The organism is Bradyrhizobium sp. LVM 105, assembly GCF_003957705.1.
In the GTDB taxonomy this organism is placed as follows: Bacteria; Pseudomonadota; Alphaproteobacteria; order Rhizobiales; family Xanthobacteraceae; genus Bradyrhizobium; species Bradyrhizobium frederickii.
On sequence record NZ_QZMV01000003.1, the window covers coordinates 139,201 to 156,499 of the forward strand.

16 protein-coding genes are annotated in these 17,299 nt (G+C 66.7%); 3 read left to right on the forward strand and 13 right to left on the reverse strand.

Going from position 1 to position 17,299, the window contains the following annotated elements; genetic code table 11:
• Positions 1 to 42: 42 nt before the first annotated feature.
• From D6B98_RS10270 to D6B98_RS10285, 4 genes are all read right to left on the reverse strand, one after another.
• The gene (locus tag D6B98_RS10270) at positions 43 to 672 is read right to left on the reverse strand and encodes a histidine phosphatase family protein (protein ID WP_126256892.1); all 630 of its coding nucleotides are present in this window, start codon (positions 670 to 672) and stop codon (positions 43 to 45) included.
• A gap of 104 nt (positions 673 to 776) precedes the next feature.
• Complete coding sequence (locus D6B98_RS10275) at positions 777 to 3,002, reverse strand: ATP-binding protein (RefSeq protein WP_164718510.1); 2,226 nt, start codon at positions 3,000 to 3,002, stop codon at positions 777 to 779.
• A 115-nt stretch (positions 3,003 to 3,117) separates the two neighbouring features.
• Entirely contained in the window at positions 3,118 to 3,585 is a 468-nt protein-coding gene (locus tag D6B98_RS10280) for a hypothetical protein (RefSeq protein ID WP_126256894.1), read from the reverse strand.
• Between the two features lie 109 nt (positions 3,586 to 3,694).
• Positions 3,695 to 5,233 carry a YifB family Mg chelatase-like AAA ATPase gene (locus tag D6B98_RS10285; protein WP_126256895.1) on the reverse strand — a complete coding sequence of 513 codons (1,539 nt, stop codon included), beginning with the start codon at positions 5,231 to 5,233 and terminating at the stop codon, positions 3,695 to 3,697.
• A 228-nt stretch (positions 5,234 to 5,461) separates the two neighbouring features.
• Here D6B98_RS10285 and D6B98_RS10290 point away from each other — a divergent pair, with 228 nt between their 5' ends.
• Both D6B98_RS10290 and D6B98_RS10295 read left to right on the forward strand, forming a co-directional pair.
• A complete protein-coding gene (locus D6B98_RS10290) occupies positions 5,462 to 5,707 on the forward strand; it encodes a PilZ domain-containing protein (RefSeq protein WP_018644993.1) in 246 nt (81 codons plus the stop codon).
• 79 nt (positions 5,708 to 5,786) lie between these two features.
• A complete protein-coding gene (locus D6B98_RS10295) occupies positions 5,787 to 6,563 on the forward strand; it encodes a tetratricopeptide repeat protein (RefSeq protein WP_126256896.1) in 777 nt (258 codons plus the stop codon).
• Positions 6,564 to 6,622: 59 nt separating this feature from the next.
• On the opposite strand, the gene D6B98_RS10300 is transcribed toward D6B98_RS10295, so the two are convergent.
• From D6B98_RS10300 to rsmI, 7 genes are all read right to left on the reverse strand, one after another.
• Positions 6,623 to 7,912, reverse strand: coding sequence for a CpaE/TadZ family protein (locus D6B98_RS10300; protein ID WP_126256897.1), 1,290 nt, complete (start codon positions 7,910 to 7,912; stop codon positions 6,623 to 6,625).
• Complete coding sequence (locus D6B98_RS10305) at positions 7,909 to 8,643, reverse strand: CpaD family pilus assembly protein (RefSeq protein WP_126256898.1); 735 nt, start codon at positions 8,641 to 8,643, stop codon at positions 7,909 to 7,911. Before D6B98_RS10305 ends, D6B98_RS10300 begins: the two co-directional genes overlap by 4 nt.
• Positions 8,644 to 8,695: 52 nt before the next feature.
• Entirely contained in the window at positions 8,696 to 10,213 is a 1,518-nt protein-coding gene (locus tag D6B98_RS10310) for a type II and III secretion system protein family protein (protein ID WP_126257274.1), read from the reverse strand.
• 10 nt (positions 10,214 to 10,223) lie between these two features.
• The gene (gene cpaB, locus D6B98_RS10315; protein WP_126256899.1) at positions 10,224 to 11,036 is read right to left on the reverse strand and encodes a Flp pilus assembly protein CpaB; all 813 of its coding nucleotides are present in this window, start codon (positions 11,034 to 11,036) and stop codon (positions 10,224 to 10,226) included.
• 434 nt (positions 11,037 to 11,470) lie between these two features.
• On the reverse strand, positions 11,471 to 12,415 hold the full coding sequence (gshB, locus tag D6B98_RS10320) for a glutathione synthase (protein WP_126256900.1): 945 nt from the start codon (positions 12,413 to 12,415) through the stop codon (positions 11,471 to 11,473).
• Positions 12,416 to 12,425: 10 nt separating this feature from the next.
• Positions 12,426 to 12,827 (reverse strand): YraN family protein, encoded by a 402-nt coding sequence (locus tag D6B98_RS10325; RefSeq protein ID WP_126256901.1) that lies wholly within the window; start codon positions 12,825 to 12,827, stop codon positions 12,426 to 12,428.
• A complete protein-coding gene (rsmI, locus tag D6B98_RS10330; protein ID WP_126256902.1) occupies positions 12,814 to 13,764 on the reverse strand; it encodes a 16S rRNA (cytidine(1402)-2'-O)-methyltransferase in 951 nt (316 codons plus the stop codon). Before rsmI ends, D6B98_RS10325 begins: the two co-directional genes overlap by 14 nt.
• 335 nt (positions 13,765 to 14,099) lie before the next feature.
• Between rsmI and D6B98_RS10335 the strand changes: the two genes are divergently transcribed.
• Positions 14,100 to 15,332, forward strand: coding sequence for a penicillin-binding protein activator (locus tag D6B98_RS10335; RefSeq protein WP_205680475.1), 1,233 nt, complete (start codon positions 14,100 to 14,102; stop codon positions 15,330 to 15,332).
• Positions 15,333 to 15,457: 125 nt separating this feature from the next.
• Here the strand turns inward: D6B98_RS10335 and hemW are convergent, their stop codons facing one another.
• Both hemW and rdgB read right to left on the reverse strand, forming a co-directional pair.
• Positions 15,458 to 16,642 carry a radical SAM family heme chaperone HemW gene (gene hemW / locus D6B98_RS10340; RefSeq protein ID WP_126257275.1) on the reverse strand — a complete coding sequence of 395 codons (1,185 nt, stop codon included), beginning with the start codon at positions 16,640 to 16,642 and terminating at the stop codon, positions 15,458 to 15,460.
• Between the two features lie 16 nt (positions 16,643 to 16,658).
• Positions 16,659 to 17,294, reverse strand: coding sequence for an RdgB/HAM1 family non-canonical purine NTP pyrophosphatase (gene rdgB / locus D6B98_RS10345; protein ID WP_126256904.1), 636 nt, complete (start codon positions 17,292 to 17,294; stop codon positions 16,659 to 16,661).
• Positions 17,295 to 17,299: the final 5 nt, after the last annotated feature.

The following is a 17,299-nucleotide window of genomic DNA, read 5'->3' on the forward strand; positions in this document are numbered from 1 at the left end:
CCACGCCTCCGTCGTGCCGGCGGCCGGATCCGATGCGGCCTGTCACTGGCCGGTCTTCGCAGTCCAATCCGCGATCTTGATGCGTCCTGCGAAGGTGGCGGGGCCGGAGCCGCCGGCCTTGTAAACGAAGGCCTCGCCTTCCTGGACGTCACCGGCCTCCTTGCCAAAGGCATCGGCGATGTTGGTCTTGTGCGTGACCAGAAACGTGTTGGCGCCTGCCTTCGGCGGCGCATCGACGAGCTGACGTACGGCCTGTCCGGCCTTTGCATTGGCGCCGGTCGGGTTTGCCATTCCCGACGCACTGGCATTGCTGCTGTCCGTCAAGGCATCGACCGGCTTGACCTCGCGGCCGGAGATCAGCTTGCCGGCCTCGATCGCGCGGTTCAGCCGGCTGGTGTAGACCTCGCCAATCGGGATCGCGAACTCCTTGACCGCCGCCCCGATCTGGCGCGCCATCTCCCTGCCCTTGTCGCTGAGCTGACGCTGGGCGCTCATATCGTCGAACTTGAACGGGTAGATATCCTTTTGGCCGTCGTCGGTGGCGGTGTGCCGAAAGATCAGGACAAAGCCGCCTTGCTTGAGCGAGGCGATGAGCTCAGGGGTATCGGCTGCGGCGTGCCGGGAGAAACCGGCGAGAACAACAATCAATGCGAGGCGGCAAAGCACATTCATGCGCTAAATCCTCTATGGCAAATGCCCCCGAGGATGGTGACGCGTAACGCGGTCGATTTCAATTCTCGATTGTCGGCCCGACCGGGTTCCCGCGAGGTTCCCGATCAGACCGGCAGCCGCGGTGATGCCGCGAGCTCAGCAAGCGCTTCGTCGAGCTTGTCGCGATCGAGCGGCTTGATCAGAAATCCGGTCATGCCCGCCTCGAAGCAGGCATTGCGATCCTCCACCAGCGTATTGGCGGTGAGCGCGAGGATCGGTGTGTGACGGCTGCCCATGGCCGCCTCATGCGCACGGATGCGCTTCGTCGCCTCGATACCGTCGAGCTGCGGCATCTGGATATCCATCAGCACGAGATCATAGGGCGTACCGGCCGACCATGCGGCGAGCCACGATTCCAGCGCGACCTCGCCGTGGACGGCGATGACGACGCGATGGCCGAGCTTCGTCAGCAGCGAGCGCATCAACAGCGCGTTGATCTCGTTGTCCTCGGCGACGAGGATCGAGAGGCCCGTTGCGGGTGTAACATGGGCAGCTTCAACCATCGGTTCCGGCGCAAGCTCCGGCGAGGCGATCTCCGGCGCCAGCGCAAGGCGCGCGGCGAGCGAGGCCGCCCGCAGCGGCTTCATCAGAAACCCGGTGAAGGCCGGCGACAGCTTTTCATGGCGCGAGCTCGACGTCAGCAGCACGAGGCGCTGCAGCGCATGTGCGCGGGCCAACTCGCCCAGATGGTCGGCCATGGCAGGACCGAGCGCGCGATCGATCAGCACTGCGTGCCAGGAACGTTCCGGCAGCAGCGCTTCGGCGACCGCTGCGTCCGCAACCAGGCAGGTCTGGCCGCCCCAGCGCTCCAGTCGTCGCGCGATCAGCGCGGCTTCGATGCCGTCGGCGACGACGAGGATCGACTTGCCGGCAAGGTCGGTGCTCGGAAAGGCCGTCTGTCCCGCGCCGGCTTGCGAGGCCGGAAGCGGCACTGCGACCTCGAAGGTCGAGCCTTTGCCCGGCTCGCTGGTGAGCGTGATGCGGCCGCCCATCCGCTTGACGATGCGCTCGCTGATGGCAAGGCCGAGCCCGGTGCCACCATGGGTGCGGGCGACGCGCTCGTCGGCCTGCTCGAATTCGCGGAAGATGCGTTGCTGCGCCTCCGGCGCGATGCCGATGCCGGTGTCGCGGACCAGGAAGCTGATCTCGTTCGGCCAGATGCCGGGCTCGACGATCAGCGCGACGCCACCGCTTGCGGTGAACTTGATGGCGTTGCCGGCGAGGTTGAGCAGCACCTGGCGCAGCCGCGCGGCATCGCCGACCACCTCCAGCGGCAGGCGCTCGTCGACATAGGCGGCGATCTCGAGCGACTTCGCCTGCGCGCGGGGCGCGAGCAGCTCGCAGATCTCCTCGATCAGGGTCGAGAGCGCGAAGGGACGCTGCTGGAGATCGAGCTTGCCGGCCTCGATCTTGGAATAGTCGAGCAATTCCTCGATCAGCGCCATCAAGGCTTCGCCCGAGGTCTTGACCGCCTTGGCATAGGTCGCCTGCTCCGGCGTCAGATTGGTGTCGAGCAGGAGGCCGCCCATGCCGATGATGCCGTTGAGCGGCGTGCGGATCTCGTGCGAGGCCATTGCGAGGAAGCGCGATTTGGCGCGGTTGGCGGCATCGGCCTGGTCGCGCGCGTCGGACAAGGCGCGCTCGGTTTCGGTGCGATCGGTAACGTCGCGCCCCACGCTCTGCAATTCGGCGGGCTGGCCGGCATCGAGGCGGACATAGCCCTCGCGCCAGGCGATCCAGCGCGCGCCGAGCGGGGTCGCGATCTTCTGGTCGTGGATGCGCGTGCCGCTGCTCTCGCGCGCGCTGTCGCCCTGCTCCAGCACGTCGAAATCGAAACGCGTGCCGACCAGCGCGTCGCGCGTCTGTCCCGCGAGCGCGCAATAGGCCTCGTTGGCGAAGGTGATGCGGCCATCGGTCGCGCGCAGCACGATGAGATCGCCCTGCTGCTCGAACAGGCTGCGGGCGCGCTCTTCCGCTTCCTTCAGCTCCCAATTGCGGTCGATCAGGGTCTCGTTGTGGGCCGCGAGTGTACGCAGCCGCTTGCCCACGAAACGCAGGCGCATGCTCAGCGTCGCAAGCCCGAGGCAGGCGAGCGCGAACAGGAAGCTCGCGCCGATCGCAAAGGTGTGGGGATCGTAGCCGGAGTTATCCGACCGGCTGCCGGACACGAACCCATAGGCGCCGCCGAAGGTCGCCGAGAAGATCATGAAGGAGCGGATCGCGAAGGCGATGCGGGGGTGCTGTCGCCTGAAACGGCGCATGCGCACCTTGATCCGGAACGTCCGACCCATCGTCACCGATCCTTGTCTGAAACCCGCCGCCGTGTGCGACGATGTCGCGTCGACCTTGCGAACAGTTTGAGGCTTTGGCCCAGCCTCCAAACAGGGTTGACGAAGTGTTAACGCTTCAGAGCGAAGCGGCCTGGAGCTGGCGCTGACTGCCGTGGGCGCCGACGATCAGCGCCGCAGCCTCGCGCAGCGAGACCGACTTCGAGCGCACATAGATGCGGTAATCCGCCGGTCCCTCGCTGGAGAGATAGATCACCTGGCCGCCATCGACGGGCTGAGCGGCAATCGAGACGAGGCGCCTCGAAGGATTGGCCTGACAGGTCTCCGGCTCGGAACCGAGGCCGTCGTCGACCAATGCGAAGTCCGCGGCGTCAGCGTCGTCGGTGACCTGGACCCGGACCGTTGCCCGCGCGGGATCTTCGGTGAAGGCGACATGCATGCCGGCGGTCCAGAACAGCGAGGTGAGCTCGACCGAGATCTCGCCCACGGCGATGCAGGGATGCGAGACCGATCCGATCTCGGCGCGGGCAAACACCGCAGCCGCCAGCAGGGGAACAACCGAGGCAAGGATCTTGAAACGCAACATGACACTCTACTCGCCGGGCCCTCGGGGAACTCGCAGCCGAAATGAGCGGGCCCTATGGTTTGCAGAGCGTAAAGGAAACTCGTTACCGCCGGGTTGATGCGCGGTATCATCAGGCCATCTGTCGCACATCCTCCGCGAGTGCGCGATAGGACAGCGCTTCGGCAAGGTGCAGCCGGCCGATCTTGTCGGCATGATCGAGGTCGGCCAGCGTGCGCGCCACCCGCAGCACACGGTGATAGCCGCGTGCCGACAGCCGCATGGTCTCGGCGGCGTCGCGCAGCAGTTTTTGTCCCTGCGCGTCCGGCTTGGCGATCTCCTCCAGCACCGACGCGGGCGCCTCGGCATTGGTCCGGACATGGGGCAGGCCGGCACCGGCATAGCGTGCGAGCTGGATGTCGCGCGCTGCCGCCACGCGCGCGGCGACCTCGACCGAGCCCTCCGCCGGCGGCGGCAGGATCAGATCGGCCGCGGTCACGGCCGGCACCTCGATGCGCAGATCGATGCGGTCCATCAACGGGCCCGAGATGCGCGCCTGGTAATCGCCGGTGCAGCGGTCGATGCGGCCGCGCTTGCAGGCATAGCCGGGCTCGAACGCATTGCCGCAGCGGCACGGATTCATCGCCGCGACCAGCATGAAGCGCGCAGGGTAGGTGATGCGATGATTGGCGCGCGACACCGCGACCTCGCCGTTCTCCAGCGGCTGCCGCAGCGAATCCAGCACGCGCGGATCGAATTCGGGCAGCTCGTCGAGGAACAGCACGCCCTGATGCGCCAGCGAGATCTCGCCGGGCTTGGCGCGCATGCCGCCGCCGGTGAGCGCGGCCATGCTCGCGGAATGATGCGGCGAACGGAACGGCCGCCGCGCCGTCAGCGCGCCGCCTTCGATCTCGCCGGCAACGGAGGCGATCATCGAGACCTCGAGCAGCTCTCCCGGGGACAGCGGCGGCAGGATCGAGGGCAGCCGCGCGGCCAGCATCGACTTGCCGGCGCCGGGCGCGCCGATCATGAGCAGATGATGCCCGCCGGCGGCCGCGATCTCCAGCGCCCGCTTGGCGCTTTCCTGGCCCTTGATGTCGCGCAGGTCGAGCGTGGAGGCGGCGGCTTCGTGCACCTTCGGCGAGGGCCGCGACAGCACCTGCGTGCCCTTGAAGTGGTTGGCGATCTGGATCAGCGAGTGTGCTGCGATGATCTGGATGTCCGGGCTCGCCCACGCCGCTTCGGAGCCGCAGGCCGCCGGGCAGATCAGCCCCTCCTCGCGCATATTGGCGCCGATGGCGGCAGGAAGAACGCCGGCCACGGGCGCGATCGAGCCGTCGAGGCCAAGCTCGCCGAGAACGGTGAAGCCGGTCAGCGCATCAGGCGGGATCGCCCCGATCGCCGCCATCAGGCCGAGCGCAATCGGCAGGTCGTAATGGCTGCCCTCCTTGGGCAGGTCGGCCGGCGCCAGATTGACGATGATCCGGCGCGCCGGCAGCGCCAGCCCCGAAGCGATCAGCGCCGAGCGCACCCGCTCGCGCGCCTCCGACACCGCCTTGTCCGGCAGGCCGACGATGGCGAAGGCCGGCAGCCCAGGGGCAACCTGGACCTGCACGTCGACCGCGCGGGCCTCGATCCCCTCAAACGCGACGGTGGAAACCCGCTGAACCATGCTCAAACCAGCCTGCCCCTTTCGCACAATTAGGGGTAGCAGAGCGTAGCTCTTTTCGCAAGAACAATACAAGAACATCCCACAGGGGCGGACAAGCCCTAACCGATCGTAAACGCCGAGCCGACACTACGCCTCGAATGCCAGCTTCTGTCCTCAGCACATTCCAACGAATGTCCGCTACTCCTAGGGCTGCGGGATGGGCCGTGGTCTAACGGGTGAACAGTTCAAATGCTTGCAAATCGCCGGAGAAGCGAACGTCGGGTGTGCAGCCGCCTCGCCAAGATCCATTTTGGCGCGGGCTCGCTGCCGCGGGACTGCACGATTACCGATATTTCGGATGGTGGTGTGAAAGTGGTGGCGGAATTTCTGGAAGTGCCGCCGCAATTCACCATCATCTTCGCGCCGGACTATTCCCGGCAATGCCGGCTGCGCTGGCGCATCGGCTGCGAGTTCGGCGCTGAATTCGTCGATTGAGACGCAAGGGCCCGCGTCCTTAACGGGACTTTAGCGTTAATCGGTAAGCATCTCTGATCAGTTGCCGAGTGATCAGAGTATGTCCACGCGTTCGTCCCTCGCCTTTCCGCCGGCGAGATTGCTGTTTCCCGCACTCCTGGTGCTCGTCCTCGGCGGCTGCCAGACCGCCGGCATCGAGGATGTGACCGGCGCGCTCGGCGTCCGATCGGAAACCGCTGTCAAGGCCGATCCCAGAACGGACATGGACGCGCTGCGCGAGCGTTACCGCGCCAAGCCCGGCAATCCCGCCATTGCGCTCGAGTACGGCAAGGCGCTGCGCGACAGCGGCCAGCGCGCGCAGGCGGTCGCAGTGCTGGAGCAGGCCGTGCTCGCCCATCCCAGCAACAAGGCGCTGCTCGCCGGCTATGGCCGCGCGCTCGCCGACAGCGGCAATTTCCAGCAGGCCTTCGACGTCCTCAGCCGCGCGCATTCGCCCGAGGATCCCGACTGGCGCATCCTGTCGGCGCAAGGCGCGGCGCTCGATCAGCTCGGCCGCAACGAGGAAGCGCAGCAATATTACGCGAGCGCCCTGAAGATCGTGCCCGACGAGCCGCAGGTCCTGTCCAATCTCGGCCTGTCCTACATGCTGCAGAACAATTTGCCGCGCGCCGAACAGGTGCTCGGCCGCGCCCATCAGCGCAATCAGAACGATTTGCGGATCCGCGCCAACCTCGCGCTCGTGCTGGGATTGCAAGGCCGTCAGGCCGAGGCTGAAATCCTGGTCAAGGCAGATTTGCCGCCGGACCAGGCGGCGGCCAAAGTCACGGCGCTGCGGCAAATGCTGGCCAAGCAGCAGCAGCAGCGGGCCGAGAAGTAACCGCCAGCCGATCGCATTCTTGCTCGTCGCGTTCTCGCGACGCGAAAACGCTATCGCGATTACGATGCCTTGCGGTGCGGGGCCGATGGGCGGCCCGATCGGCCTTTCAGCTTCTTCAGCAGCGGCTCGAGCAGCGAGCGCTTCGGCTTCTTCACCTCGCCGCGGCCGGCGAGGCGGTTCGCCATGTTCTGAAACAGCGCGGTGGTGCGGTGGTTCTTGGCGACCTCCGCGATCATCTGGCCGTTATTGGCCGCGGTCGAGAACAGCTTCGAATCGAACGGGATCACCGCGATCGGCTGGCTCTCCATGGTCTTGGCGAAGGCCTTGACGTCGATCTCCGCGCGCTTGTGCATGCCGACCTGGTTGAGGCAGTACAGCGGCGGCCGGTCGTTCGGTCGTGCCGCTTTCAGCACGCTCAGCATGTTCTTGGTGTTGCGCAAGTTCGCGAGATCGGGCTCGGCGACGATCACGATGTCGTCGGCGTTCACCAGCGCGCGCCGCGTCCAGCCGGACCATTGGTGGGGAACGTCGAGCACGATGCAGGGCGTGGTCATGCGCAGCGTGTCGAACACGGCGTCGAAGGCTTCGGCGCCGAAATCGTAGACGCGGTCAAGAGAGGCAGGCGAAGCGAGGAGGCTGAGGCGCTCGGTGCATTTGGCGAGCAGACGCTCCATCAGCGCCGTGTCCGGCCGGTCCTGCGACAGCACCGCGTTGGCGATTCCCTGTACCGGATCCTGGTTGTAGTCGAGGCCCGCGGTGCCGAAGGCGAGGTCGAGGTCGATCACGACCGAATCGAGCGAAAGGTCGCGGGCGATGGTCCAGGCTACGTTGTGCGCGACCGTGGAGGCGCCGACGCCGCCCTTGGCGCCGACCACGGCGATGACGCGGCCGGTGATGATGGCCTCGGAGGCCGAGAACAGGCTGCAGATCGAGCGGACGACGTCGAGGGTTTCGACCGGTCCGACCACATAATCGTTGACGCCGCGGCGCACCAGCTCGCGATAGGGCGCCGTGTCGTTGGGATTGCCAATCACGACCACGCGGGTGCCGGGGTCGCAGACGCCGGCGAGGTCGTCCAAGCCCTCGAGGATGTCGCGCGTGCCGTCGGATTCGATCACGATCACGTTCGGCGTCGGCATCGATTCATAGACTTCGATCGCCGCGGCGAGGCCGCCGTCCTTGGCGGTGAGGTGCGCCTTGGCGAGTCGGCGGTCCTGCCCCGCCGCGGTCACCGCGTTGAGCGTCTGCTCGGTCTCGCAAAAGGCCTGCACGGAGATGCGAGGAACCGGCGCGATGTGTTCCTCGGGGTGCAGCGGATCGTCCGAATCTTCGTCGTGGAGCCGTGTCATTTGCCGGTATCGCTGAGCTTGGCCTTGTCGGCGTCGGGATTGGGTGTCGCGATCGCGGTGCCCTTGCGATAGCGCTCGAAGGCGATGTCGCGCCGCGCGGTATAGGCCGGCGTTTCGGATCGCGGCTGCTCGAGATCGGCGGGGTTGTCGATCATTGCCGCGAGGTTGCGCTGGCTGGCGCAGCCGAAATTGAAATAGGGCCGGTTCTCGTTGTAGCCGGGATCGAGGATGGAGGGACCGATGTCTTCCGGCCACAGACCGCAGGGACCCGCGACCGCGGTGATCTTCGAATAGCTGAGGCGGATGGTGGGCAGCAGCCCGGGGTCTTCAGGACGATAGGGATGCTGGACGATGGCGCGCGACGGCACGCCGCCGGATGTGAGCACGGAGCGGATCTCCCGATAGGTCGCGGCCGCCGCGCGTGAATTCGCGGTGTCGACGGGGACGTCGACGACGACGGAGCCGGTGCCTTCGCGCACCCAGTCCCGCGCAATGCCGGCGACGTCCGAATGCTGCGCGGCCGACAGGCCGCCGCGCGCCTTGCCGACGAAGATCACGATCGACTTCCTGCCCTCCTGCACCGCGATCGGGTGGCGCTGGCGGTAGTCGGTCGGCACCGTCTGCGTAACGATGTCGCCGGTGGTATTGCAGGCACCGAGCATGACGGACAGCCCGGCCAGTGCCAGCGCGATCCCAAAGCTGCGACGTCGATCGGCAGATGTTGTCGTCATCGCCTGGTCCCCTCTTGCCCCGTTCCTTGCCCCGGTCCCCAAACCGTTCGCCTCAGTCGATGATGAAGCCGAAATCGCCGGGCGTGCCGTTGATCGGATCGACGCGCCGCGTGGTGCCATAGAGCCGGTTCATGCGGCCGAGCAGCGCCGTCTGCGCGTCGGAAGCCGGCGCGAAGCCGTCGTCGGGCCGCGACAATTCCTTCTGCGCGACTGCGCGCACCACATAGGGCGTCACGATCACCATCAGCTCGGTCTCGTTGTTGACGAAGTCCTGGCTGCGGAACAGCGCGCCGATGATCGGCACCTGGTCGACGCCGGGCAGGCCGTTGATCGCCTGCTTGGTCTGCTGCTGGATCAGGCCGGCCATCGCCATCGAGCCGCCCGAGGGAATCTCGAGCGTGGTCTCGGCGCGGCGGGTCTGGACCGAGGGAATGGTGATCGAGTTGCTCGAGGTCGAGGACACCGCCTGGGTCAACGTGATCGCATTCGTATTCGACAGCTCCGACACCTCGGTCATCACGCGCAGGCTGATGCGGCCTTCGCTCAGCACGACCGGCGTGAAGTTCAGGGAAATGCCGAACTTCTTGTAGGTGACCTGGGTGGTGCAGACGTGGGTGACCGGATCGCAGGAATAGCCTGCGGGGATCGGGAATTCGCCGCCGGCGATGAATGTGGCGGATTCGCCCGAGATCGCCGTCAGGCTCGGTTCGGCGAGCGTCCGCATCACACCGGCGCTTTCCATCGCGCGCATGGTGGCGCTGACGGTGGCAACGCCCTTGGCGAGGCCGGCGACGCCGAGCCCGTTGCTGCTGACGATCGGTCCGCCCGAGACCGAGAACGGGTTGGAATTGTTGAAATTCACCACGGCCGTGCCGGCATTCAGGCTGGCGCTGAGGTCGACGCCGAGTTGCTTGACGATGTCGCGGCGCACTTCGCCGACCACGACCTTGAGCATCACCTGGTCGCGGCCGCGCACGACGATGTTGTTGACGACCTTGTCCGATCCGCCGACCAGCTTCGCGGCGACGTCGCCGGCCTGCTGCGCCTCGACCGGGCTCGACACCGATCCGGTCAGCATCACGCTGTCGCCGACGCCTTCGATCTGCACGCCCGGCAGCGACTGGCGCAGGGCCGTGCGCATGCCGTTGAGATCGCGCTTCACCGCGATGTCGTAGGAGGCGACCTGCTGGCCGTCGGCGGCGAAGAAAACGACGTTGGTCTGGCCGACCTGGCCACCGATGATATAGGCGCGCTGGGCCGAGCGGATCACCGCATTGGCGATCTTGGGATCGGCCACCAGCACGTCCTTGACCTCGCGGGGCAGGTCGATGACGACGGATTTGCCGATACCGAGCGAGAGAAAGCGCGTCTTCGCCGACGCGATCGTCGCGACCGGCGATACACCGAGATCCGGCGCCTGGATCGGCGCCTGGTCGCCGACCGGCGCATCGGCGGCGTTGACGCAGCCGGGCGCTGCGAGCAGCCCCAGCATCAGCATCGTCCCCGTCCAGAACGAGCGCGCGCGCTTCCCCCGAATGCGCAGGCCCGTCCGATCATCCCCGTAATTCATCATGTCCCCATCACTTCTGTGACGTCAGTTGCCGCGTCTGCACGCCGTAACGGATGACGTTGACGTCTCCGGAGCGCTTTGCCCCTTGCTCCTCGACGGTGACTTCCGCCGCGTTGGCGTCGACGATGCTTCGCAGCGCAAGCTGCAGCGTGCCGCCCTGGCGCGCGGCCGAAAGCGTGGCGACCTGGTCGGGCTTGAGCTCGAGCGTGACGGTCTTGCCGACCACGGCGGTCTGACCGTCCTTTTCCTTCGGCGCCTGGTCGATCGCGAGCACGCGGATATTGGTCAGGATGACCTCGGACACGATGAGGTCGTTGCCGGCGGTCGGGCCGTTGGTGTCGGGATTCTTCAGGCGACGGGTCAGCACGATGTCGACGCGGTCGTTCGGCAGGATGAAGCCGCCGGCGCCGGTCTCGGCGGAGATCTCGGTCGAAACGGCGCGCATGCCGGACGGCAGGATCGCGGCCATGAAGCCGGATCCCTCGGCCCTGACCAGCTTCTGCTCGCGGATCGGCTCGCCTTGCATCAGGGGAACGCGCGCGATCGAGCCGGCGATCTGGCTCTGCGCCTCGGGCCTGTTGTCACGACGGATGAAGGCGCTGCTTGCGGTCGCCGCCGGCCAGGTCTGCCATTGCAGATCGTCAGGCTTGAGCGCCTGGCCGAGCTGGATGTCGTTCTTGGCAATGAGGACTTCGACCGTCGGCAGCTTCTCAGCGACGGCCTCAACGGGCGCGGGGGCATTCTGATAGCCGCTCGCCAGATACGCAGCGACGCCGCCGGCGGCCAGCGCGATGACGAGAACGACAATGCGTGCGGTGTTCATACGCTTTACTCATACGCGGGGCACTCGAACCGCACCTGGCGGGTTCCCCGTGTCGATGAGTAGGGAGTAAAAGTATAAGGGGTGTTGCGAGGCCGAGTGCGCTTACCGGCCGCGATGCTGGTTTTCGGCAGATGGTGAACGCGGCGTTATTCAGTCGGCCAGCGGCCCCGTAGTTTCACGTAGAGCGCGCTCGTGCGTCGGCCCGATGCGGAGGGCGTCATGGTGAATGGGCGGTTAGTGATGGGTGGGTACGAGCGTGCCCAGCATCTGCGATGACAGTGGCTGTCCGTCACCTCCGCGCAACGGCGAAGCCATTGTCGCTGGAGGGTGCGGCGGCATCAGCCAAGCCGTCGCCCTTCGAGGGCCGCTGAAGAAGCGGTCACCTCAGGCTGACGGTGTTGGAGTAAGTCTGCAATCCACGAAGTGACGAGTGCTTACTTCGCCCGCTTCGCTTCGATCACGTCCCAGATCTTCGCCGCCACATCAGGACCGCCGAGCCGCGCGATGGCGCGGATGCCGGTGGGGGAGGTCACGTTGATCTCGGTGAGGTTGCCGTTGATGACGTCGATGCCGACGAACAACAGCCCGCGTTCGCGCAAGGCCGGGCCGAGGGTGGCGCAGATCTCGCGCTCGCGCGGGGTGAGCTCGGTCTCCTGCGCCGCGCCGCCGCGCACCATGTTGGAGCGGAGGTCGTCGGCGGCCGGCACGCGGTTCACCGCGCCGGCGAACTCGCCGTTGACCAGGATGATGCGCTTGTCGCCGTGCTTCACCTCGGGGATGAACTGCTGGATCACCCAGGCCTCCTTGAAGGTGACCGAGAACATGTCGAACAGCGAGCCGAAATTCATGTCCTGCGGCATCACGCGGAACACCGCAGCGCCGCCATGACCGTGCAGCGGCTTCATCACGACGGCACCATGCTTGTCGCGAAACGCGTTGATCTCATCGACGTCGCGCGAGATCAGCGTCGGCGGCATCAGCTGCGGAAAGTTCATCACGAACAGCTTTTCCGGCGCGTTGCGGACCGAGGCGGGATCGTTGACCACCAGCGTCTTCGGATGGATGCGTTCCAGAAAATGCGTCGAGGTGATATAGGCGAGGTCGAACGGCGGATCCTGCCGCAGCAGCACCACGTCGAAGCTGTTCAGCGCCTCGCGCCCCGGCTCCCCGAGCGTGAAGTGGTTGCCGGGCTCGTCGCGCACGGTCAGCAGCTGAACGGGAGCGACGATCTCCTCGCCGACCATCGAGAGCTTGTCGGGCGTGTAATAGGACAGGCCATGGCCGCGTTTCTGCGCCTCCAGCAGCAGCGCAAAGGTGGAATCGCCCTTGATGTTGATGCGGGCAATGGGGTCCATCTGGACGGCGACGTTCAGTTTCATGGTCTGCCTTTCAGGTCGAGGCGTCGAATGCCGCCAACACATGGCGCGGAAGTGAGCGCGGCGCAATCAGCATGGCGTCGAATCGCAATTCGAATTCGGCATGCTCGGGATGCGCTACAAGCCAGCCTTGCGCGGCGTCGATGATGCGCTGCTGCTGGCGCGGCGTCACGGCAAAGGCGGCATCGTCCAGCGTTGCGCGTGCCTTGACCTCGACGAAGGCGATCAGGTTGCGGCGGCGCGCCACGATGTCGATCTCGCCATGCGCCGTGCGGTAGCGCTTGGCCAGAATGCGATAGCCCTTGGCCATGAGATAGGCGGCGGCGCGGCTTTCCGCGGAGATGCCGGTGTGGAACGCGGCGACGCGCTCGGGCGAGGCGGCCTTTGGTTCCCTGGGGATCTCAGTCTTCGCCATCGCCGCCCCGCGAATCCTTTGCAAGCTCGAGCGCGCGGGCATAGACCTCGCGGCGCGGCCGGCCCGAGAGCGCGACGGCATGCGCCACGGCATCCTTGACGCTGTGCGCGGCCAGCTGCTCGCGCAAGAGACCATCGAGCGCATCCATTGTCAGCACCTCGGCATCCGCGGGAGGTGGGCCGATCACCAGAACGAACTCGCCGCGCGTCTCCGGCGCGTCCGCCTGTCGCCCAAGCTCGGCGAGGGGCGCGCGTCTGACCTCCTCGTGCAACTTCGTAAGCTCGCGGCAGACCGCGGCGTCTCGCTCACCCATGATCTCGGCGAGATCGGTCAAGGTGGCCTGCATCCGATTTCCCGACTCGAACATCACCAGCGTCGCATCGATGCGCGCGAGTTCGGCCAGGCGCGTGCGGCGCGCGGCGGATTTCGCCGGCAGGAAACCCTCGAAGAAGAAGCGGTCGGTCGGCAGCGCCGCCACCGACAGCGCGGCCAGGACGGAGGACGGGCCAGGCAGCGCGTACACGGAGTGGCCCGCGGCGCAGACCTCGCGCACCAGCTTGAAGCCGGGATCGGAGATCAGCGGCGTGCCGGCATCCGAGACCAGCGCGACCGAGCCGCCGGCCGCGAGCGCCTCCAGGATCTTTGGACGGGCGGCTTCGGCATTGTGCTCGTGATATTGCTTGAGCTGCGCCGCGATGGCGTAGCGCTCGGTCAGGCGCCGCGTGATCCGGGTGTCCTCGCAGGCGATGACGTCGACGCCGGCGAGGGTCTGCAGCGCCCGCAGCGTGATGTCGCCGAGATTGCCGATCGGGGTCGCGACCAGATGCAGGCCCGGTGCCGCCTTCGGCGCCATGAGCCGATGGGCGTCGATGGAGAAACCGCGCGAGGCGGCGTCTTGAGCTTCAGACGTATTTATCGGGGCCGGCTTTGCGCGCATAATGAAGTCAACTTAGGCACGATCCGCAGGGCTGGGAACCGGCTCGCCGAAAAAGATCGTACCCAACTGGGCTGGGAAGGGACGGGAATGTGATCGGTCAGGATCACGTCGGGAGGGGGTGAGGGCCCTCGCGCCATATTCGCGACGGAAACTCCGCCTTGATGCTGGATGAGCGACGGCGAACAGCTGCCGGGACAGGAAGGCGGCCGCGTTAAGCGGCTATTATCCTTTTGTTTTGGTTAACTATTTGCCGACAATATGCCTGAATCCGCGGCCTGCGTCGTGGAAGGAAGATCGTGACCGGCCGGCGACGGCGGGTCAGAAGAGAAGCTGCCATGGTGGGCCCGCGTTTTCCTAAGTCTCCCATTCCGGGGTCTCTGATGTCGGGGGCGACCCGACGGAGCGCGCTCGGCCTGTTGCTCGGCGCGCCCCTGCTGTCGGCCTGTGCCGGCGTGCAGCAGAGTCTCAGCCAGTTCTCCAACCCGTTCTCGAGCTCGGCACCGCCGGCCCAGCCGGCCGGTCCTCCGCAGCAGGCGACGACCGCCGGCACCGGCGGCGTCAAGGTCGCCGTGATCCTGCCGCTGTCCGCGGCCGGCAATGCCGGCCTTGCCGCACAATCCATGCGCAACGCCGCCGAGATGGCGCTGGCGGAGTTCCAGAACCCGAACATCCAGCTCCTGATCAAGGACGACAACGGCAGCCCGCAAGGCGCCCAGGCCGGCGCGCAGCAGGCGGTCGACGAGGGCGCCGAGATCATCCTCGGGCCGCTGTTCGCGCAATCGGTGCCGGCGGTGGCGCAGGTCGCGCGCACGCGCGGCATCCCGGTGATCGCGTTCTCGACCGATTCCAGCATCGCCGGCCGCGGTGTCTATCTGCTCTCCTTCCTGCCGGAGTCCGACGTCAATCGCATCGTCGAATATTCCGCCAGCATCGGAAAGCGCTCGTTCGCCGTGCTCGTGCCCGACAATGCTTATGGCAATGTCGTCGAGGCCGCGGTGAAGGTGGCGGCGCCGCGTCGTGGCGGGCGCATCGTCGCGTTCGAGAAATACGGCGCCGATCGCGCCACGCCGGCACGCACGGTGGCACAGCAGCTCGGCAGTGCGGACGCGCTGTTCATCGCCGATGACGGCGATGCCGTGGTGACGGTCGCCGATGCGATGACCGCCGCGGGCGCGAACCTGCGCAACATCCAGCTGCTCGGCACCGGCCTGTGGGACAATCCGCGGGTCTATGCCAATGCGAGCCTGCAAGGCGGCCTCTACGCCGCGCCCGACCCGGCCGGCTTCCGCGCCTTCTCGGGCCGCTATCGCACCAAATACGGCGCCGAGCCGATCCGCACCGCGACGCTCGCCTACGACGCCGTCGCCCTCGTCGCCGCGCTCGCGCGCACGCAAGGCACCACGCGCTTCTCGCCCGACGTGCTCACCAATCCTTCCGGCTTTGCCGGCATCGACGGCCTGTTCCGCTTCCGCGCGGACGGCACCAACGAACGCGGTCTTGCGGTGATGAAGGTGACGCAAGGCGGCGGCGTTGCGATCGCAGGCTCGCCGAAGAGCTTTGGGGCGTAGCTCCGGACGACGGTGCCGTGGTGCTGTAGGGTGGATTAGCCGAAGGCGTAATCCACCAACTTCGTTCCGCGAGTGCGGAAGCATGGTGGGTTACGCCTTCGGCTAACCCACCCTACTTCAGCGCGTTACGCCGCGAGATCCGCGACCACCGCATCGAGCACCGGGAAACCGCTGCTGGTCACGCGCAACCGGCCGGTCGGATCCACAATGATCGCGCCTTCTTCGCGCAGCAGCGCGATGCGCTTGGGATCGAGCGGGCGGCCGGAGAGGGCCTTGTAGCGCTCGGGGTCGATGCCCTCGGCGAGCCGCAATCCCATCAGCAGGAATTCGTCGGCGCGTTCCTCGCTGTTGAGCAGATCGTCGGTGACGATTCCATCGCCGTTGGTCTCGACCCGCATCAGCCAGGCCTCGGGACGCTTCTCGGTGGCGGTCGCATGCCTGATACCGTCGATGTCGAGGCGACCATGCGCGCCGGGGCCGATGCCGGCATATTCCTCGCCGCGCCAGTACACCAGATTGTGCCGGCACTCGGCGCCGCGTCGCGCGTGGTTGGAGATCTCGTAGGCGGGCAGCCCGAGCTTGTCGCAGGTTTCCTGCGTGACGTCGTAGAGCGCGCGCGCCACCGCTTCATCCGGCGTCTTCAACTTGCCGGCCCGGTGCAGGCCGAAGAACGGCGTGCCTTCCTCGATCGTGAGCTGATAGAGCGACAGATGCTCGGCCGCCTCATCGATGGCGAGGCGCAGCTCATCGGCCCACATCGCCGGCGTCTGGTCGGGGCGGGCATAGATCAGGTCGAACGAATAGCGCTCGAACGAACGGCGCGCGATGGCGACGGCATCGAGCGCCTCGCGCGCGCTGTGCAGGCGTCCGAGCGTCTTCAGCGAGGCGTCATCGAGCGCCTGCACGCCGAGCGAGACGCGATTGACGCCGGCGCTGCGATAGCCGGCAAAGCGTGTGGCTTCGACGCTGGTGGGATTGGCTTCGAGCGTCACTTCGACGTCGCCTGCAACGCTCCAGTGCTTGCCGATCGCATCGAGCACCGCGCCGACAGTTGCGGGCTGCATCAAGGATGGCGTACCGCCGCCAAGGAAGATCGAGCTGACCTCGCGGCCGGATGCACGCGCCGCGGTCGTTTCGATTTCGCGCGCGAAGGCGGAGGCGAAGCGCGCTTCGTCGATCGCGGCATGGCGGACATGGCTGTTGAAGTCGCAATAGGGGCACTTCGACAGGCAGAACGGCCAGTGCACGTAGACGCCGAAGGCTTCAGATTCTTGTTTTGACGCGTTTTCCTGGCGCGAACCGGTATCCACTTCGCTTGAAAACGCTCTAGCGCGGCTCAAGGCAGATCTCCGCCAGTTTCCGGAAGGCACGGGCACGATGCGACAGGCCGAGACCCAGCGGCGGCAGGCCGTGCTTCTCGATGCTCTCCATCTCGCCGAAGGTGCGGCTGTGACCATCCGGCAAGAACATCGGATCGTAGCCGAAGCCGGCAGTCCCGCGTGGCGGCCAGACCAGCGTGCCGTCGACGCGCGCCTCGACCTCTTCGAGATGATGGTCGGGCCAGGCCACGCAGAGCGCCGAGACGAAATGGGCCCTGCGCTTGTCCGGCCTGGTGGCGCCGCGCTCCTGCAACAAGCGCTCGATCTGCGCCATCGCCGCGTTGAAGTCCTTGGTGGGGCCGGCCCAGCGCGCGCTGTAGATGCCGGGGGCGCCGTCGAGCGCGTCGACCACGATGCCGGAATCGTCGGCGAAGGCGGGCAGCCTGGTTGCCTGCGCCGCCGCGATCGCCTTGATCGCGGCGTTGCTGCGGAAATCGTTGCCGGTCTCATCCGGCTCACCGAGGCCGAGTTCACCGGCCGACACCGCCTCGACGCCGTGGGGCGCCAACAGCTCCCGCATCTCGGCAAGCTTGCCGGGATTGTGGGTGGCGATGACGAGCTTTCCGGTGATTCGGCGGTGCATGGGCC